This is a genomic window from Streptomyces sp. NPDC052043, assembly GCF_044548235.1.
Taxonomy (GTDB): Bacteria; Actinomycetota; Actinomycetes; order Streptomycetales; family Streptomycetaceae; genus Streptomyces.
Window position 1 is genome coordinate 1 of the sequence record NZ_JBIUBT010000015.1, and the last position, 18,178, is coordinate 18,178.

General features: G+C 70.7%; 16 protein-coding genes and 1 rRNA gene. 9 read left to right on the forward strand and 8 right to left on the reverse strand.

Annotation, left to right across the window (positions count from 1 at the left end; all coding sequences use genetic code 11):
- Positions 1-86: ribosomal RNA gene (gene rrf, locus ACIHCX_RS30775) — 5S ribosomal RNA — on the forward strand; the annotation flags it as partial.
- Positions 87-155: 69 nt separating this feature from the next.
- Positions 156-722, forward strand: coding sequence for a GNAT family N-acetyltransferase (locus ACIHCX_RS30780; protein WP_400035238.1), 567 nt, complete (start codon positions 156-158; stop codon positions 720-722).
- Positions 723-731: 9 nt separating this feature from the next.
- Here ACIHCX_RS30780 and ACIHCX_RS30785 read toward each other — a convergent pair whose 3' ends face one another.
- The 6 genes from ACIHCX_RS30785 to ACIHCX_RS30810 form a co-directional block, all read right to left on the reverse strand.
- Complete coding sequence (locus tag ACIHCX_RS30785; RefSeq protein ID WP_400035240.1) at positions 732-2,339, reverse strand: type IV secretory system conjugative DNA transfer family protein; 1,608 nt, start codon at positions 2,337-2,339, stop codon at positions 732-734.
- Between the two features lie 13 nt (positions 2,340-2,352).
- Complete coding sequence (locus ACIHCX_RS30790) at positions 2,353-3,777, reverse strand: ATP-binding protein (RefSeq protein WP_400035242.1); 1,425 nt, start codon at positions 3,775-3,777, stop codon at positions 2,353-2,355.
- Positions 3,778-3,791: 14 nt separating this feature from the next.
- A complete protein-coding gene (locus ACIHCX_RS30795) occupies positions 3,792-5,351 on the reverse strand; it encodes an SCO6880 family protein (protein ID WP_400035244.1) in 1,560 nt (519 codons plus the stop codon).
- Positions 5,348-6,682, reverse strand: a complete 1,335-nt coding sequence (locus ACIHCX_RS30800) for a hypothetical protein (protein ID WP_400035246.1) — start codon at positions 6,680-6,682, stop codon at positions 5,348-5,350. Before ACIHCX_RS30800 ends, ACIHCX_RS30795 begins: the two co-directional genes overlap by 4 nt.
- Positions 6,672-7,520, reverse strand: coding sequence for a hypothetical protein (locus ACIHCX_RS30805; protein ID WP_400035248.1), 849 nt, complete (start codon positions 7,518-7,520; stop codon positions 6,672-6,674). The genes ACIHCX_RS30800 and ACIHCX_RS30805 overlap by 11 nt, the downstream gene beginning before the upstream one ends.
- Before the next feature lie 225 nt (positions 7,521-7,745).
- Entirely contained in the window at positions 7,746-8,054 is a 309-nt protein-coding gene (locus ACIHCX_RS30810) for a hypothetical protein (RefSeq protein ID WP_009189392.1), read from the reverse strand.
- A gap of 458 nt (positions 8,055-8,512) precedes the next feature.
- On the opposite strand from ACIHCX_RS30810, the gene ACIHCX_RS30815 reads away from it, so the two are divergent.
- The 3 genes from ACIHCX_RS30815 (at position 8,513) to ACIHCX_RS30825 (ending at position 11,466) form a co-directional block, all read left to right on the forward strand.
- Positions 8,513-9,349 carry a trypsin-like serine peptidase gene (locus ACIHCX_RS30815; RefSeq protein WP_400035250.1) on the forward strand — a complete coding sequence of 279 codons (837 nt, stop codon included), beginning with the start codon at positions 8,513-8,515 and terminating at the stop codon, positions 9,347-9,349.
- Between the two features lie 152 nt (positions 9,350-9,501).
- A complete protein-coding gene (locus tag ACIHCX_RS30820; RefSeq protein WP_400035252.1) occupies positions 9,502-10,509 on the forward strand; it encodes an NlpC/P60 family protein in 1,008 nt (335 codons plus the stop codon).
- Positions 10,510-10,758: 249 nt separating this feature from the next.
- Entirely contained in the window at positions 10,759-11,466 is a 708-nt protein-coding gene (locus ACIHCX_RS30825; RefSeq protein WP_400035254.1) for a phosphatase PAP2 family protein, read from the forward strand.
- 190 nt (positions 11,467-11,656) lie between these two features.
- Here ACIHCX_RS30825 and ACIHCX_RS30830 read toward each other — a convergent pair whose 3' ends face one another.
- Positions 11,657-13,243 (reverse strand): FAD-binding oxidoreductase, encoded by a 1,587-nt coding sequence (locus ACIHCX_RS30830; protein ID WP_400035256.1) that lies wholly within the window; start codon positions 13,241-13,243, stop codon positions 11,657-11,659.
- 430 nt (positions 13,244-13,673) lie between these two features.
- On the opposite strand from ACIHCX_RS30830, the gene pstS reads away from it, so the two are divergent.
- From pstS to pstB, 4 genes are all read left to right on the forward strand, one after another.
- Positions 13,674-14,804 (forward strand): phosphate ABC transporter substrate-binding protein PstS, encoded by a 1,131-nt coding sequence (gene pstS, locus ACIHCX_RS30835; protein ID WP_400035258.1) that lies wholly within the window; start codon positions 13,674-13,676, stop codon positions 14,802-14,804.
- Between the two features lie 105 nt (positions 14,805-14,909).
- Positions 14,910-15,929, forward strand: coding sequence for a phosphate ABC transporter permease subunit PstC (pstC, locus tag ACIHCX_RS30840; RefSeq protein WP_400035260.1), 1,020 nt, complete (start codon positions 14,910-14,912; stop codon positions 15,927-15,929).
- Positions 15,926-16,978 (forward strand): phosphate ABC transporter permease PstA, encoded by a 1,053-nt coding sequence (gene pstA / locus ACIHCX_RS30845; RefSeq protein ID WP_400035262.1) that lies wholly within the window; start codon positions 15,926-15,928, stop codon positions 16,976-16,978. The genes pstC and pstA overlap by 4 nt, the downstream gene beginning before the upstream one ends.
- Positions 16,979-17,043: 65 nt before the next feature.
- Positions 17,044-17,820, forward strand: a complete 777-nt coding sequence (gene pstB / locus ACIHCX_RS30850; protein ID WP_400035264.1) for a phosphate ABC transporter ATP-binding protein PstB — start codon at positions 17,044-17,046, stop codon at positions 17,818-17,820.
- Between the two features lie 130 nt (positions 17,821-17,950).
- Here the strand turns inward: pstB and ACIHCX_RS30855 are convergent, their stop codons facing one another.
- The gene (locus tag ACIHCX_RS30855) at positions 17,951-18,151 is read right to left on the reverse strand and encodes a DUF5988 family protein (protein ID WP_400035266.1); all 201 of its coding nucleotides are present in this window, start codon (positions 18,149-18,151) and stop codon (positions 17,951-17,953) included.
- Positions 18,152-18,178: the final 27 nt, after the last annotated feature.

Here is an 18,178-nt window from a genome sequence, read left to right on the forward strand (position 1 = left end):
GTTACATTCCGAACCCGGAAGCTAAGCCTCACAGCGCCGATGGTACTGCAGGGGGGACCCTGTGGGAGAGTAGGACGCCGCCGAACAAATTGTGATAAAAGGGCCCACACCGAAAAGGTGTGGGCCCTTTTGTTTTGGTGCATTACCGTGAGCCCATGAGCAGCCTCAGCAGCACTGAGCAGTACGTCGTCCGAGCGGTACGTACCGACGAGTGGCCCGCCGCGAAGGCGCTGCGGCTGGTCGCGCTCCAGGACCCGGTGGCCCATCTGGCCTTTCTGGAGACGTACGACGACGCCGCGGCCCGGCCGGACTCGTTCTGGCAGGAGCGGACGGCCCGCGGCGCCGAAAGGTCGAGCGGTGTCAGGCAGTTCATCGTGGAGGGGCCGGACGGCGAGTGGGTCGGAAGCGTGACCGTGCTCGTGGAGGAGGCCGGCACGACGGACTGGGCCGGGCTCCCGGTCGAGCGGCGGCAGGGACATGTCGTTGGTGTCTACGTGCGGCCCGAGCACCGCGGGTGCGGACTGACCGAGGTGCTGTTCGACGAGGCCCTGCGATGGGCCTGGGACACCGGCGTGGAGCGGGTGCGGCTGCTCGTGCACGAGGACAACGGGCGGGCCCAGCGCTTCTACCGCAGGATCGGCTTCCTGCCGAGCGGGGTCACCGTGCCGCTGACGGCCGGCTCGGCGGAGTCCGAGCTGGAGTACGTCCTCGAACGGCCCTGAGAGTCCTGGTCACGCCGGGAGTTCGTGGTGCGGCCAGCGGGCACGGGCCTGCTCGCGGGAGCGGAGCAGGGCCAGCGTGGGCAGCCCCTGGCCGGCTCCGGTCTCCAGCAGCTCCGGGAGTTGGGGAAGCGGCGCGACGGCGGCCACGTCGTCCAGGACGAGCGTGAGTGGTGGGTCGAGGCGACCGGAGGATGACCGTTCGGCCATGCGCCGGCCGCGCTCGACCACGCTTGAGGCGAGTGCCGTCAGGAGGGGCATCGCACCCGGGTTGGTGCGGGGATCCTCGAGGGATTCGCCGACCACATAAAGCGTGCCCCCTTCGTTCACGAAGGAATCCAAGGCGACGGCATCAGTTCGGTGTGGAGTGCAGGCCTCGCGGATGTTCACCGTGAACAGTGAGGACAGCGCGCGGCCGGTCAACTCCTGAGCGATGTCGCGCCGTTCGGGATACGAGGTGAGCGAGGCCTCGAGCTCGCCGGCGGATCCGGCGGCGGATTTGGGGTGCGTGCGGAGGATCCGCACGGCCTCCTGGACCTGGGTGCCCTGCGCCCAGCGGTGGACGTGCCGGACGGCGCGGCCGTCTATGGCGGCGGCGTGCAGGAAGCTGCGCAGAAGGGTTTCCGCGGTGTCGCCGATCGCCTGGTCGACCTTGGCGGTGGGGCGGACCGGGGCGAGCAGGGCGGCGGCTCTGGCGGCCGCCGTCGCCTTGTCCTCGCAGCCCGCCGTGGGGGACCAGTGGAGGCGGGCCGGGGTGTCGCAGAGGTGGGCGGGGTCGTAGAGAAGGACCGGGCCCAGTTTGGCCCGGGAGTCCTTCGTGTCCTGCCACAGGGCCGGGTTCGAGGTGATGACGAGGGCCGGGCCCGCCGCGTCCCGGATCGCCTGGGCCGCGGCCGCCTGCCGGTCTTCGCGCGGCGCGATCAGGACCCTTTCCCGCTCGCCGAACGGCCCGCCAGGCCCGCCAGGCCCGCCAGGCCCGCCAGGCCCGCCAGGCCCGTGAGGTGCGCCAGGGCTGCCGGCCGCGAGGGGCGCCTCGGGTCCCGCCCTGTGGGCGGGCTGTGGCGTCTCCTGCTGGGCCTCCTGTGGGGCTTGTGCGGGCGGCTGGGCGGCCACGAGCGGCCGGTCGGGCTCCGGTGCCGTCCGCTGGGTGGGGACCTCCTGGGGGGCCGGCACGGGCACCTCCTGGGGTTCCGGCGCCGCCGCCCGCTGTCGGGCCGCCGCTCTCTCCGCCCGCCTGCGCAGTCTCCCGGCCCTCCACCGGGCGACCGTGCCCAGCACGAACACGGTCAGCACGAGCAGCACCATCAGCTGGCCGATGAACAGGCCCCAGAACAGTCCGTACCCCGACAGCCGCTCCGGCGGAACGTCCGGCCAGGCGCCGGGAATGTCGTGCGGGTCGGTGATGAGGTGACGCATCGCCAGCGGCGTACGGGTGAAGGCGACCCCGGAGGGCCAGGAGCCGTGGGAGAACAGGCCGGCGATCCCCGTGGCCGTCCACACCATCAGGGTCATGCCGAGCAGGAAGGCCAGGACGCCGACCAGCAGGCCGTCCGGAACGCCGCCCTGGCCGTCCCGCCGGGCCTGGCCGCCCTGTCCGTGGTCGCGGTCGTCCGGTCTCACGTGCGCGTTCCCCCTAGGCCACCGTCGACTCGGAGGAGTCGTCCAGGTCGGCGAGGTGCTGTCCCATGAAGGCCGCCGCCCGCTCCTCCGCCTCCCGTTCGGCGGCGCGCAGGGCGTTGTCGGCGGCGCGGTTGCTGGAGGACTCCGTCATGGCGCGGTCGGTGAACACCAGTGGCCGTTCGGTCTCGGTGACCAGGTGTTTGACCACCTGGACATTGCCGTTGACGTCCCAGACCGCGATACCGGGCGTCAGGGTCGGGATGATCTCGACCGCCCACCTGGGCAGTCCGAGCACCCGTCCCGTCGCCCTCGCCTCGTCCGCCTTCTGGGCGTAGATCGTCCTCGTGGAGGCCATCTTCAGGATCGCGGCGGCCTCCTTGGCCGCCGCCCCGTCCACCACGTCGGACAGGTGGTGGACGACGGCCACGAACGACAGACCCAGCCGGCGGCCGAACTTCAGCAGCCGTTGGAACAGCTGGGCCACGAACGGGCTGTTGATGATGTGCCAGGCCTCCTCGACCAGGAAGATGCGCTTCTTGCGGTCGGGGCGGATCCAGGTGTGCTCCAGCCACACGCCGACGATCGCCATCAGGATCGGCATGGCGATGGAGTTGCGGTCGATGTGGGACAGGTCGAAGACGATCAGGGGCGCGTCCAGGTCGATGCCGACCGTGGTGGGGCCGTCGAACATGCCGCGCAGGTCACCGTCGACCAGGCGGTCCAGGACCAGCGCCACGTCCAGGCCCCAGGCCCGTACGTCGTCCACGGCGACGTTCATCGCCTCGGCCGACTCCGGCTCGGGATGCCGCAGTTGGTCGACGATGTCCGACAGCACCGGCTGGCGTTGCACGATCGTCTCGTTGACGTAGGCGTGGGCGACCTTCAGCGCGAAGCCGGAGCGCTCGTCCAGGCCGTGCCCCATCGCGACCTCGATGATGGTCCGCAGCAGTGCCAGCTGACCCGTGGTCGTGATCGACGGGTCCAGGGGGTTGAGCCGGATGCCGTGGTCCAGGGCCGCCATCGGGTCCAGCCGGATCGGCGTTATGCCCAGCTCCTCCGCGATGAGGTTCCACTCGCCGACCCCGTCCTCGCCCTGGGCGTCCAGGACGACGACCTGGCGGTCGCGGAAGCGGAGCTGGCGCAGGACGTAGGTCTTCTCCAGTGCCGACTTGCCGTTGCCGGACTCGCCGAGGACCAGCCAGTGCGGGGCGGGGAGCTGCTGGCCGTACAGCTGGAAGGGGTCGTAGATGTAGCCCTTCCCGGAGTACACCTCCCGGCCGATGATGACGCCCGAGTCGCCGAGGCCGGGCGCGGCGGTGGGCAGGTAGACCGCCTGGGCCTGGCCCGTGGACGTTCTCACCGGCAGCCGGGTCGTCTCCACCTTCCCGAACAGGAAGGACGTGAAGGCGTCCGTGAGCGCGGTCAGCGGGTCCCGCATCAGAGCATCAGCCCCTACCGTCGGATTCCGGTGGCGAACGGGAGCGTGTTCACGAAGGCGCGGTGGTGCTCGCGGTCGCACCACTCGAGTTTCAGATAGGACTTGCCGGCCGAGGCCCTGATCGTCCGTTTGTCGCGGGCCAGGGACTCGGGGGAGCGGGAGGACACGGTGATCCAGCCGACCAGGTTGACGCCGGCCGCGCCGCTGGCGAGGTCCTCGCCGCGCTGGTCGAGGCGGCTGTGGGCGGCCACGTCGCGCGGGTCCACGGTGCGGTTCATCTTCGCGGCGCGGCTGGCCTCGGCGACGTCGTTGGTCTTCTCGGTCAGCATGCGCTCGATGGCGACCTCGGTGGGTTCGAGGTCCATCGTCACGGCGACGGTGCGGATGACGTCCGGGGTGTGGACGAGGAGGGGCGCGAGGAAGTTCACGCCGACCGGGGTCATCGGCCACTCCTTGACCCAGGCGGTGGCGTGGCACCAGGGCTCGCGGGTCGCCGACTCGCGGGTCTTGGCCTGGAGGTACGTCGGCTCCATGGCGTCCAGCTCGGCCGGCCAGGCGTTGCGCCTGGTCATCGCCTGGATGTGGTCGATCGGGTGGTCCGGGTCGTACATGGAGTGGATCAGCGAGGCCAGCCGCCCCTGACCGAGCGGCTGCCGTACGCGGATGTCCGCTTCCTGGAGCCGGGAGCAGATGTCGGTCAGCTCGCGGGCCATGACGACGGCGAGTCCTGCGTCCCGGTCCACCTTGCGGCCCGCCTGGGGCCGGGCGGCCCGTGCCATGGCGTGGGCCTCGGCGGCGAGTTCGCGGGTGTAGTGCATGCAGGCGACGAGGTAGGCGCGGTGCTGCTCGCTGCTGGTGGACACCATGGACTGCAGTTGGTCGTAGGACCCCTGGAGCCACTGCGGCGCCCGCTCGTCGCCGCGTACGCTGACGTCCTTGGCGTGGGCGTCGGGGTCGGCGGGCAGGGTGCGGGCGAGCATCTGGAGGCGGGTGACGAAGCCGTCGCCGTTGGCCACGTGCTTGAGCAGGGTGCCGAAGCGGTCGACGAGGGCCTCCTGGTCCTCGGAGTCGCGCAGGCCGACACCGGGGCCCTCGATCTCGATGGCGGCGGTGACCGTCTTGCGGTCGGCGTGCAGCAGTACGGCGATCTCGTCCGGCCCGAACGGCGCGGCGAGCCAGGTGATCCGGCCGATGCCGGGCGGCGGCCCGATCTCGACCTCCCGGCCGTCCAGGCCCGTGCCGGCCTCCATCACGGCCGAGCGGTAGCCGGCGCCGCGCTTGACGGTGCGCTTGTAACTGCGGTTGATCTCGAACCACTTGTAGAACGTGCGCTGCCGGTAGGGCACGTAGACCGCGGCCAGGGCAAGCAGCGGGAGGCCGGTGAGCAGCACGATGCGCAGCATCAGGACGTCGACGACGAGTCCGCACACCATGCCGAGGAACGCGCCCGCAATGATCAGGGCGATCTCGCCGGTCTCGCGGTTGCGGCCGACGATCGCGTTCGGCCGGGCGCGGCCGATCAGATATGTACGGCGGGGCGTGACCGTGTGGGACACGTGGGAATCGGTCGTCAACGCCCTTCACCTCCCGTGCGGTTGGAGCTGCTGTTGCGGGTGCTTCGGGCGTGCGGGGTGTTCACCGGGCTGGGTGCGCGGGGAGCGGGTGCGGCGGAGACGGATCCGCCGCCACCGTCCGGGACGCGCGCGCCGTGCGCGGCGACGCCGCCGGAGGCCGGGTTGGCCGGGCGCGGGGTGGACGACTGGCCGCCGCCACCGCCGTTGCTGTCGGCCCGGGTGCTGTGGGTCTTGATGCCCTGTGCGACCAGGGATGCCGGGGAGCTGATGACCGCGGCGGCCTTGCCCTCGGCGCCCCGCATGATGCGGTTGTTGCGGCCGGCCGCGATCTCGTCGCCGAAGCCCGGGACGAACCGGTAGATCATGGCGCTGGCGAAGATGGCCAGCAGGATGATCGCGAGGCCGGAGACGACCGCGGAGAAGGCGCCGGGTCCGTTGTCGCCCGAGGAGAGCGCCCCGGCGAGTCCGAGCACGATCACGATGACCGGTTTCACCAGGATCACCGCGATCATGATTCCGGCCCAGCGGCGCACGTGCCCCCACAGGTTCTTGTCGACCAGTCCGGCGTAGACGACGGTGCCGAGCAGGGCGCCGACGTAGAGCAGGGCGGCGCGGATGACGAGCTCCAGCCAGAGCACGCCGGCGGCGAGGATGGAGACCAGGGAGACGACGATCAGCATGATCGGTCCGCCGCCGATGTTCTCGCCCTTGCCGAGCGCGGTGGAGAACGTGCCGAAGAAGGTGCCTGCCTGGTCGCCGGTCGCCTTGGCGAGGACGTCGGAGACGCCGTCGGTGGCCGAGACGACCGTGTAGAGGATCAGCGGGGTGAAGGCGGAGGCGAGCACGGTCAGCCACAGGAAGCCGACCGCCTCGGAGATGGCGGTGGCCAGCGGCACGCCGCGCACGGCCCGCTTGGCCACGGCCAGCAGCCAGAGCAGCAGCGTGAGCACGGTCGACGCGGCGAAGACGACCGCGTACTGCTGGAGGAACTTCTGGTTGGTGAAGTCGACGTTGGCGGTCTCCTGCACGGCGTGGCTGAGCTTGGTGACCGTCCAGGAGGCGGCGTCGGCACAGCCCTTGGCGAGCGAGGAGAGGGGGTCGAGGCTGGAAGTGGGGTCGGGTGCCCGGGAGTTGCCGCCGCTGTGGCTGTTGCCGCGCTCGCAGTACTGCTTGGCCCGGCCGACGATGAGGTCGCAGTTGTTGTCGCTCGGCGTCGGTGTCGGGCTGGGTGAGGGCGCGGCGACGGCACGGGCGGCCAGCAGCACGACCGACGTCTGCACGGCTGCCACGGCTCCGCTGAGCCGGAGGAGGCGCTGCTTGCTACCGGGCATACGTGAACCCTCCGTACTCTTCGATGGCCTTGCGGATCTCGTCGGAGGTGGCGGCCTTGTCGTCACCGGGGACTGGGGCGGGGCCGTCCTGCTGCGAGTCGGAGACGATCTTCCAGTCGCCTCTCGACCACTGGAGCTCGAACGTCCACGTCTTCCAGGACGAGGTGACGGGGTCGGTGGAGCTCTCCGCGGACATGCCGATGAGTCCCAGGTACCAGACCGCGATCTCGGCGCCGCTGTCGCCGTACCGCTTCACGGTGGTGCCCACCGGCACCACACGGGAGACGAACGTGCTGCCGGCGGGTGGGTTGCCGTCCGCGTCCAGGCCCATCCTGTCGAGGAACGCCGCCGAGTAGGCCTGGTCCATGGGTCCTTGGAGCCTGGCCGCCGCGTCGGGCGTGTAGAGGAGGTCCAAGAGGGCGTGCCGGGTGTCCTTCTTGAACATGCCGGTCGAGCCGAGGGCCACGGCGTAGTTCGCGGCCGCGCTCTGTGCGCCCTGTTCGTCGTGGGCGAAGCCCGACGGGATTCCGCCCGTCTTCGTGTGCACCGGCTGCTTGCCGGTCGCCGCGGTCGCCGCCGCCTTCGGTTTGTCGGCGTGGTTGCCGGTGTCGGGGGAGCGGCCCCCCGAGCGGTTCGCGAAGGCGATCGCGGCGATGAGGAGGACGACCACCGCGACCACCGTGATCAGGCTGCGCGAGGACGAGCGGCCGCCGCGCCGCGCGCCTCCGTAGGGGTCGCCGGACCGGTCCGGGAGCCGGGTGCGGGTCTGCCCGCCCTCGTAGGACGCGTCGTCGGCGCGCGCGGAATCGCCGTACCCGTGCCCGTCCGATCGACTCATGCCCCGTACGCCCCCTCGACCTCGTACCGAAATGCGTGGAAGTACGACGGTAGCCGTGCTGGTTCCCGCGTGGACGCGGTGTGGTGACTCGACATCAGGGAAACGCAACCTCAGCCGGTGGGCACGGTGGGTGGGTAGGGGCAGCGGGGGCACCGGGCGCGCCCGGAGGGTCCGACCGGCGGTGCGCACGGAGCACCGTGCGCGGCATGCGCGGGTGTGCGCCGGTTACACGGCCATGCCGTACACGATGGTGAAGAGCGTGCCGAGCGAGCCGATGATGAAGACGCCCGTCAGACCGGCGATGATCAGGCCCTTGCCCTGTTCGGCGCTGAATGTGTCGCGCAGGGCCGTGGCGCCGATGCGCTGCTTGGCGGCGCCCCAGACGGCGATGCCGAGGCAGAGCAGGATGGCCACGGCCATCACCACCTCGATCATCACCTTCGCCTCGTTGCCCAGGCTGCCGAAGGGGCCCCAGTTCGGAGCGATCCCGCCGATGATGGTGTTGATGTCTCCCTTGTCGGCCGCAAAGAGCATGTAAGTCACCGCCCCTGTTGGGTAGTTCCGCGTCCCCTGCCCTTGTGCAGAGGTCAGGCCCATTGTCGCCGACAATGATGCCGCCGTATGTCGACTTGGCGGCATTGCCTGGTGGGTTTCGTACGTATGGTCACTCTGTGTATCACGGCAGGTCACGCCGGGCAATGAAGTTCGACCGCAACCCGTGCTGTGGTTCCGTCGTTGACGTTTTCTTCGGTGCCGGCAAGGCTTCTGACGACCAGTCGGGTGAGGGGTCGCCCGTGGCGATGGTCTCACGCTTTGCCGTGGCGGCACCGCGCTCCCGGCAGCGCGCTCCCGGGTGCGGCGGCTTCGGCGCCGGGCGGGGCGCACCCGGAGGGGCGATGTGACGGCGGTCATACGATGAACGGGCGTTTCACAGGAAAATCTCAGGGAAGTCGGGGTCTGTTTTTCACCCCCTTCCGTCACAGTGGAGCCTGATGAAGCGCACCTCAGGTATCGAGAACCCCGCTGACCACGCACGTCCCGGGCGTCGCCGGGTCGGTGCGCGGGCGCTGTTCGCCGTGCTGGTGCTGCTGGTCGCGACCTCGGCCTCCGCCGCGGCCGCGCACGACGGGCCGGCCCGGCTCGGGGCGCCCGGTCGGCTCGGGACGACCGCCCCGCTCGGGGTGACCGCCGTCACGTCGAACACCCCGCAGAGCGTCCGGGTCGGGGCGCTGTTCAGTGCGGACAAGGCCGGCGACCTCACGGGCAACCACTTCTGCACGGCCTCGGTGGTGCACAGCTCCCACCGGAACCTCATCGTCACCGCCGCCCACTGCCTGAGCGGGGACTTCGCCATGGTGTTCGTGCCGGGGTACCGCGACGGCCGGGCGCCCTACGGCGTGTGGACGGTCGGGCGGCGCTTCCTGTCCGAGGACTGGTCCGCGCGTCAGGACGAGGACAGCGACCTGGGCTTCGCCGTGATCGCCCCGCAGAAGGGCAGGGGCGTCGAGGACGTCGTCGGGGCCAACCGCCTCGTCACCGGGACGCCGACCGGGGCGACCGCGGTCACCGTCACCGGCTACCCGGACTCCCGCGAGGTGCCCGTCAGCTGCACCAACAAGCCGCAGGCCCACAGCGGCACCCAGCAGCGCATCGACTGCCCCCGGTTCACCGGCGGCACCAGCGGCAGCCCGTGGGTCGACGGCGACCAGGAGGTCGTCGGCGTGCTCGGCGGCCACGAGCAGGGCGGTTCCACGCCGGACACGTCGTACAGCGTGGTCCTCGGGGCCACCGCGGCGGAGCTCTACAAGGACGCGTCCGCCGCTCGCTGATCCGTACCGTCCCCCCTGACCCGTACCGTGCTTCCGGCGGGGTCGCATGGCGGCCGGCCGTCGTGCTGCGCTGCGCCCGTGTGTGATCACCTCAAAAGCGCGGTGGGCGCCTCTACACTGTCGACGGCGGACTCCCGTGAGGCGAGGGGCGGTTGACGGTGCGTAAGGCATGGATCGTGGCGGGTGCCGCCGTCGCTTCCGGGCTCAGCTTCGTCACCCTGCTCGTCATCGGCGTGTACGTCGTCGCGGGGAACATCGCGGGCGGGGTGGGCGGCGGGACCGTGGGGCTCGCCAAGGGCGCCGTGCCGGCCGCGTACCAGTCCCTCGTGCAGAAGTGGGGGAACCTGTGCCCCGCGATCAACCCGGCGTTGCTGGCGGCCCAGTTGTACCAGGAGAGCGGGTTCGACCCGAACGCCAGGAGCGCCGCCGAGGCGCAGGGGATAGCGCAGTTCATCCCGGGCACCTGGGCCACGCACGGCATCGACGGCGACGGTGACGGCAAGGCGGACGTCTGGAACCCGAATGACGCGATTCCGTCGGCCGCGTCCTACGACTGCGAACTCGCGTCGTACGTCAAGGACGTGCCGGGCGACGTCACGCACAACATGCTCGCGGCCTACAACGCCGGGGCCTACGCGGTGATCAAGTACGGTGGCGTGCCGCCGTACGCGGAGACCCGGAACTACGTGAAGACGATCACGACCTTGGAGAAGAGCTTCGCCGCCCCCGTCACCCGCGTCGATCCCTCCGAACAGGCCGCCGCGGCCATCTCCTTCGCGCAGGGCAAGCTCGGCTCGCGCTATCTGTGGGGCGGGAACGGCACCGCCGAGCAGGGCGGACGGTTCGACTGCTCGGGACTGACCAAGGCCGCCTACGAGAGCGTGGGGGTCATGCTGCCGCGGGTCGCCAACGACCAGTACAACGTGGGGCCCCACCCCGAGCGGGACGAACTGCTGCCGGGCGATCTGGTGTTCTTCTCCGACGACCTGACCAACTCGCGGGCCATCCGGCACGTCGGCATCTACGTCGGTGGCGGGTACATGATCGACGCGCCGAGGCCGGGTGCCGTGATCCGCTTCGACCCCATCGACACACCCGACTACTTCGGGGCCACCAGGGTCACCGAGGATGGCGCGAAAGCGATGCCCTCCACGGTGTGAACGGACGGTGAGCCAAGCCCCTGAGCTGCGGCGACGAGTATCTCTTCGATAACGTCTGAGTGATCATTCGGTGGAGTGCGGAACGCATCCATCGGGGTCGTGCGTTGGTGTTGACGTAGCCAAGTGGGTGTTCGGTGACGCGTGTGCCCTGCGCGCATGCGACGGAAGCGGATCTACGACCACGGGGGTGGGCAGGGGCGGCGCACGCCGGGTGCGCGCGCGACGACACGACGAAGGGGCCTCAGCAGGATGGCTGGACTCGCCGAATCCGGGTCGAACCCCGACGTCGACCTGCTCTACGACATCAACGGCCTGGCCGGGGACGCGCCGCGCTGGTTCGACCGGGTCATGGAGTACGTGGGTGAGTACGGGCTGCTGCTCGCCATGGTGCTGCTCGTGGTGTGGTGCTGGTGGTCCGTGCGGCGCCGGGGCGGCGAGGGGGCGGCGTCCGCGGTCGCCGCGCTGGTGTGGGTGCCGCTGGCGGCCGGTCTCGCGGTGCTGGTGAACGTGCCGATAAGGGGCTTCGTGGGGCGGCCCCGGCCCTTCGTCGACCATCAGGGGCTGGACGTCCTGCTGCCGGGGAAGGCCGACTACTCGTTCGTGAGCGATCACGCGACGATCACCATGGCGATGGCGGTCGCGCTGTTCGTCGTCGACCGGCGTTTCGGTCTGGTGGGGATCGGGCTGGCGCTGCTCGAGGGGTTCTGCCGGGTGTACATGGGCGTGCACTACCCGACGGACGTGGTCGGCGGGTTCGCGCTGGGGACGGCGGTCGCGTTGCTGCTCTCCCCGCCGGCCATGGCTCTGCTCACGCCGCTGCTCAAGGCGGTCGAGCGATCCGCGTGGGGCGGCCGGCTGGTGCGTGCGCGTCGTGCCGCCGCGGACCACGACGCCCTGCCCACCGACCGCCCCACCGAGGACCGGACACCGACAGAGGAACGAGACCTGGCCGCGTAGCCGGCCCCGGCCGCGCGGGGCTTTGCCGGCCGCGCCGGGCTTGGCTGGCCGTGCCGGTCGCCCCGGCCCCGCGGGGCTTCCCTGCCCGGGCCGGGTCCCCCGGCCGTGTGGGGCTTCGCTGGCCACGCCTGCTTCCCCGGCCACGACAGGTCTCCCCGGCCGTTACGCCGGGTTTTCCCGCGTCGGGGGCTTACAGGCCCTGGGGGTAGGTGAAGAAGTGGTCCGGGTCGTACTGCTGCTTCAGTTTGGTCAGGCGGGGCAGCGCGTCGCCGTAGTAGGCGGTGCGCCAGTTCTTGAGCGTGGGGTCGCTGTAGTTCTGGTACGCCGCGCCGGAGGCGTAGGGCCGCATGACGTCGTGCGCCGACGTCAGCCAGGACTGGGCCGCCGAGCCGGTGGTGCCCGGGCGCCAGGAGGCGACGTACTGGGCCAGCATGCGTGAGCGGCGGTGGACGAAGGCCGTCGCCGTCGGGGAGACCCGGTTGACCGCCCCGCCGAGCGCGGTGAACGCGATGCTGCCCGCGCCGCCCCGCACCGAGCGCAGCTGGGCCACCAGCGTCTGGATGCCGGCCGAGGGCAGGGAGCGGTCGAAGAAGTCCGAGCGGGCCGCGTAGGTCTCGCGGCCGAGCCTGCCCTCCGGGGAGCGGCCGGGCGTCGTGCCCGGCAGATGGCACTGGGCCTCCACGGGGAAGGACGAGCAGCCGGCGTAGGCGTCCATGGCCTGCCAGTAGGAGTGGCGCCGGAGCGACACGGTCGACGCCGAGGCGCCGACTCCCGCGGCCAGGCGGTCGACCGCGTTCTGCAGGGCGCCGTAGGTGCCCAGGGAGAAGGCGGCCACGGACACGGTGGGTGTGCCGCCCGCCGCGCTCTCCAGGTGCAGCGAGGACCAGATCTCGTCCGGCTGGTCGGGCCCCCACTCCTGCCAGGCCTTCACCACCGCCGCCGCCCTCGCCCACGGCCAGGTCAGGTACGCCGACACGGCCTGGGGCGCGGGGTGGGTCCTGAACCGCAGTTCGGTGACGACGCCGAAGTTGCCGTTGCCCGCGCCGCGCAGCGCCCAGAACAGGTCCTTGTTCTGGGTGGCGTCGGCCGTCAGCTGCCTGCCGTCCGCGGTGATGAGGGTGGCCCCGGTGAGGCTGTCGCAGGTCAGGCCGTAGGCGCGGGCGACGACTCCGTGGCCGCCGCCCAGGACCAGGCCGGAGATGCCCACGGTCGGGCAGGAGCCGCCGGGTATCGTCACGCCCTTCGCGGTGAGCGTGCGGTAGACGTCGATCAGCTTGGCGCCGGCGCCGATCACCGCCGAGGAGCCGCTCGTCCGGACCTGGCTGAGCTTCGAGACGTCGATGATCAGCCGGCCGTCGCCGGAGGACCAGCCGCCGTAGGAGTGGCCGCCGTTGCGGAGGGCGACGCGGACGTGGTGGGCGTGGGCGTAGGACAGGACGGTCCGGATGTCCTCGGCCTGGGCCACGTAGGCGACCGCGGCGGGCGTGAGGCTGTCGAAGCGGGTGTTGTAGAGCTGCCGGGCGGTCGGCCAGGAGGCGTCGCCGGGGCGGACCAGGGTGCCCTCCAGGGAGCGGGCGAGCGCGGCCCAGCCGGTGGCGGACGGGGTACCGGTGGCTCTCGGGCTCGGGGAGGCGGTGCCGGACGCCGCCGCCATGCCCGTGGCGTTCGTCCGGGCCGTCGTCGCCCGGGCCGTCACGCCTCTGTCGCCGCTGCACGCGGTCGTCGCGACCGCCACCATCGCCGCCGCGCCGCCCCCCAGGAAAGTCCGCCGTTCCATGCCCGCACCTCCTGTCGTTCCTGCCGACCGAGGCGACGAGGCGGCCCGGAGGGTTCCCGGGGAACCACGCCGCAGAACTGCCACAGTACGGCCGTCCGGGCGTCAGCGACACGCGAGCGCGGGCCGCCTCGGTCGCGCGGGCCGCCGGCGCGGTGCAGTCTCTCGGGTGGGGACTCGGCGGACCTGCCGGGGTTCGACGTGCCTCAGCAGCCGGCCATGTCCCGCCCGTGGCCCAGCCGTAAGCATTCCGTGACCTCACCGCACTGTCGGCAGGGGTTCACCCCTCGTTCACTTCCGGCCATCGGCCGCTTCACCTGTTCTGCCTAATTTCGGGCTTACCCGGTGCTGATGCGCAGGTCGGCGCATCCGGTGTCGGCCACACCCTCGCACGCCGCCACAGGACGGCGGCTCCTGGAAGGAACTCCCTCAAGTGAAGCTTCAGCGCAAGACCCGGCGGGCACTCGCTCTCGGCGCACTCGCCGTCTCCGGCGCCCTGGCCCTCACGGCGTGCGGCTCCGACGACACCGGCAGCAAGAACAACGCCGGCGGCGACAGCAGCACCGCGGCCTCCAACAGCTCCATCAAGTGCGACGACGCCAAGGGCCAGCTGCTCGCCGACGGCTCCTCGGCGCAGAAGAACGCGATCGACGCCTGGGTGAAGCAGTTCAGCCAGGCCTGCGGCGTGCAGATCAACTACAAGGGCGGCGGCTCCGGTGCCGGCGTCACGGCGTTCACCCAGGGCCAGGTGGCCTTCGCCGGTTCCGACTCGGCGCTGAAGCCCGAAGAGGTCACCGCCTCCCAGAAGGTCTGCACCGACGGCGGTCAGGGCATCGACCTGCCGATGGTCGGCGGCCCGATCGCGGTCGGCTACAACGTCCCGGGTGTGGACAGCCTGGTCCTCGACGCCCCGACCCTGGCGAAGATCTTCGACAGCAAGATCAAGAACTGGGACGACGCGGCGATCAAGAAGCTGAACCCCGACGCCAAGCTGCCCAACCTCAAGATCCAGGCGTTCCACCGCTCGGACGAGTCCGGCACCACGGACAACTTCACCAAGTACCTGAAGGCCGCCAGCCCCGAGAACTGGAAGTACGAGGGCGGCAAGGCCTGGCAGGCCAAGGGCGGCCAGGCTGCTCCGCAGTCCTCCGGTGTGGCCCAGCAGGTGAAGCAGACCAACGGCGCCATCGGCTACTTCGAGCTGTCGTACGCCAAGGACATGACCACGGTCGACATCGACACGGGCGCCTCCGCCCCGGTGAAGGCCACCATCGAGAACGCCAGCAAGGCCATCGCGGACGCCAAGGTCGTCGGCACCGGCAAGGACCTGGCGCTCGACCTGAACTACAAGACCAAGGCCGAGGGTGCCTACCCGATGGTCCTGGTCACGTACGAGATCGTCTGCGACAAGGGCAACAAGCCCGACACCCTGCCCGCCACCAAGGCGTTCCTCAACTACATCGCCAGCGAGGACGGCCAGAAGATCCTCACCGAGAACGACTACGCGCCGATCCCTGACGCGATCATCAGCAAGGTCCGCACCACCATCGACGGCCTGAGCTGATCCGAGTGCGGCCCGGTCCCCCAGCAGGGGGGCCGGGCCGCACCTTCCGGTGCACCGCCGCCAGGAGCCGTACTCCGCGTACGTCTCCGCAGACCGGAGATCCCGATGGACATATCAACGCATACGACGGGCGCCGACGCACCGTCCCCCCACCCCCGGCCGACCGACGAGGCCGGGCGTCAGCGCGCCGGCCGCGGCGCCACCACCCGCCCCGGAGACCGGATCTTCCTCGGCCTCAGTCGCGGGTCGGGCATCCTGCTGCTCGTGGTCATGGCCGCGATCGCGGTCTTCCTCACCTACCGTGCCTGCCTCGCGATCGGCAAGGACCACGGCAACTTCCTGACCACCTTCGAGTGGAACACCGGCCTTCAGCCGCCGGTCTTCGGTATCGCCGTGCTGGCCTTCGGCACGGTGGTCTCCTCGGTCATCGCCATGGCCATCGCGGTCCCCGTCGCGGTCGCCATCGCGCTCTTCCTCACGCACTACGCGCCGCGCCGGCTGAGCGGCCCCATCGCCTATGTGATCGACCTGCTCGCCGCCGTACCGTCGATCGTGTACGGCCTGTGGGGCGCGCTGATCCTCGTTCCGCACATGGACGGCCTGTTCGGCTGGCTCAACGACTACCTCGGCTGGACCGGCGTCTTCTCCTGGGAGGGCGGCCCCGCCCGCTCGATGCTCACCGTCGGCATCCTGCTGGCGATCATGATCCTGCCGATCATCACCAACGTCAGCCGCGAGGTCTTCCGTCAGGTTCCGCGGATGCACGAGGAGGCGGCCCTGGCCCTCGGCGCCACGCGCTGGGAGGTCATCCGCATGTCGGTGCTGCCCTTCGGGCGGTCCGGTGTGATCTCCGCCTCGATGCTCGGGCTCGGCCGCGCGCTCGGCGAGACGATGGCCGTCGCCACCGTGCTGTCGCCGACCTTCACCATCCGGGCCAGCCTGCTCGACGCGGGCGGCGGCACCTTCGCCCAGAACATCGCCAGCAAGTTCAGCGAGGCGTCGGAGTACGGCCGTGACGCGCTGATCGCCTCCGGTCTGGTGCTGTTCGTCATCACTCTGCTGGTCAACGGCGCGGCCCGCCTGATCATCGCCCGCCGCAAGGACTACTCGGGGGCCAACGCATGAGCCACGCAGCCATCGCCGACAAGCGCTCCAGCAGCCTGCGCGGCGCCAGCCTGCCCACATGGTCCCCGTGGGCCATCGCACTCGGCTCCCTGGTCGCCGCGGTCGTCATCGGCCTGGTCGGCGGTCTCCACAGCCGCGTCCAGTGGGGCCTGATCGCCGCGATCCTCTTCGTCCTCGGCACCTACGGCATCGCCGCCCGCGTCGAGGGCCGCCGCCAGGCCAAGGACCGGGTCGCGACCAGCCTCGTCTGGGTCGCCTTCCTGCTCGCCGTGGTGCCGCTGGTCTCCCTGGTCTGGACGACCGTCCAGCGCGGTGTGAAGGTCCTGGACGTCTACTTCCTCACCCACTCGATGGGCCTGGTCGCCGACACCGAGCCGGGCGGCGGCATCTACCACGCCATCATCGGCAGCCTCGAGCAGGTCGGCCTCGCCACCCTGATCGGCGCGCCGGTCGGTGTGCTCACCGCGATCTACCTGGTGGAGTACGGGAGCGGCAAGCTCTCCAAGGCCATCACCTTCTTCGTCGACGTGATGACCGGCATCCCCTCGATCGTCGCGGGCCTGTTCATCCTCAGCCTGATGCTGATCTTCAAGATGCAGCCGTTCGGCTTCGCCGGTTCGCTGGCGCTGGCCATCCTGATGATGCCGGTCGTGGTCCGCTCCACGGAGGAGATGCTCAAGCTCGTTCCGAACGAGCTGCGTGAGGCGTCCCTCGCCCTGGGCGTGCCGAAGTGGCGCACGATCCTGAAGGTGGTCCTGCCGACGTCGATCGGCGGCATCACGACCGGTGTCGTGCTGGCCATCGCCCGTATCGCCGGTGAGACCGCCCCCGTGCTGCTGCTGGTCTTCGGCAACCCCTTCATCAACACGAACCCCTTCGAGGGGGCGCAGTCCTCGCTGCCGCTGTACATCTACCAGCAGTACACCAACAGCGTGGGCACCGGCGCGGCGTACGACCGTGCGTGGGCGGCGTCGCTCACCCTCATCGCCTTCGTGATGATCCTCAACCTGGTGGCCCGCGGCATCGCCCGCTGGAAGGCCCCCCGTTAACGATCTGCGGCTGCTGCCGCGCGGGGCCTGTCAGCGACCCCCGGACTTTTGGAAGTGAAGTAGTCATGGCCAAGCGAATCGATGTCAGCGGACTCACCGCCTACTACGGCGCCCACAAGGCGATCGAGGACATCTCGATGACGGTCGAGCCGCGTTCGGTGACGGCGTTCATCGGCCCCTCCGGCTGCGGCAAGTCGACGTTCCTGCGCACCCTCAACCGCATGCACGAGGTCACCCCGGGCGGCCGGGTCGAGGGCAAGGTGCTGCTGGACGAGGAGGACCTGTACGGCGCCGGGGTCGACCCGGTGGCCGTGCGCCGCGAGGTGGGCATGGTCTTCCAGCGCCCGAACCCGTTCCCCACCATGTCGATCTTCGACAACGTGGCGGCGGGACTGCGGCTGAACGGCAGCTACCGCAAGAGCGAGCTGAACGACATCGTCGAGAAGTCGCTCAAGGGCGCCAACCTCTGGAACGAGGTCAAGGACCGCCTGAACAAGCCCGGCTCGGGCCTCTCCGGCGGTCAGCAGCAGCGCCTGTGCATCGCCCGCGCCATCGCGGTCGAGCCGAAGGTGCTGCTCATGGACGAGCCCTGCTCCGCCCTCGACCCGATCTCCACGCTCGCCATCGAGGACCTGGTCGGCGAGCTGAAGGAGCGCTTCACGATCGTCATCGTGACGCACAACATGCAGCAGGCGGCGCGCGTCTCGGACCGTACGGCGTTCTTCAACCTGGCGGCCGTGGGCAAGCCGGGCCGGCTGATCGAGATCGACGAGACCGAGCGGATCTTCTCCAACCCGTCCGTGCAGGCGACCGAGGACTACATCTCCGGCCGTTTCGGCTAGAGCGCAGGTCCCCCCCCAGAACCCTCGCGGTGCTGCATGGCGGTGCCACCGTGAGGACGCAGAAGGGCCCGCCCCCGGCTCCCGGGGGCGGGCCCGCGCGATTCACCGGCCGGGGTGTGCGCCCGGCCGCTCACTCGGCGACTTCGGTGCGCTCCCACCACTGGTAGACGGTGACGTGTCCTTCCTTGCTGTCCTCGTGGCGCGAGGTGACCTTGTAGTGCTCGTATCCCCCGAGGTGCGGGATCTTCAGTTCCTTTCCGGGAGGGACCACCGGCACCAGGGTGCCCGCGAGGTCCTCCGGCCCGCCTTCGAGGAGTGCCTTGCTAGTCATGGTTCCAGTGTCGCCACACCGGGCCGG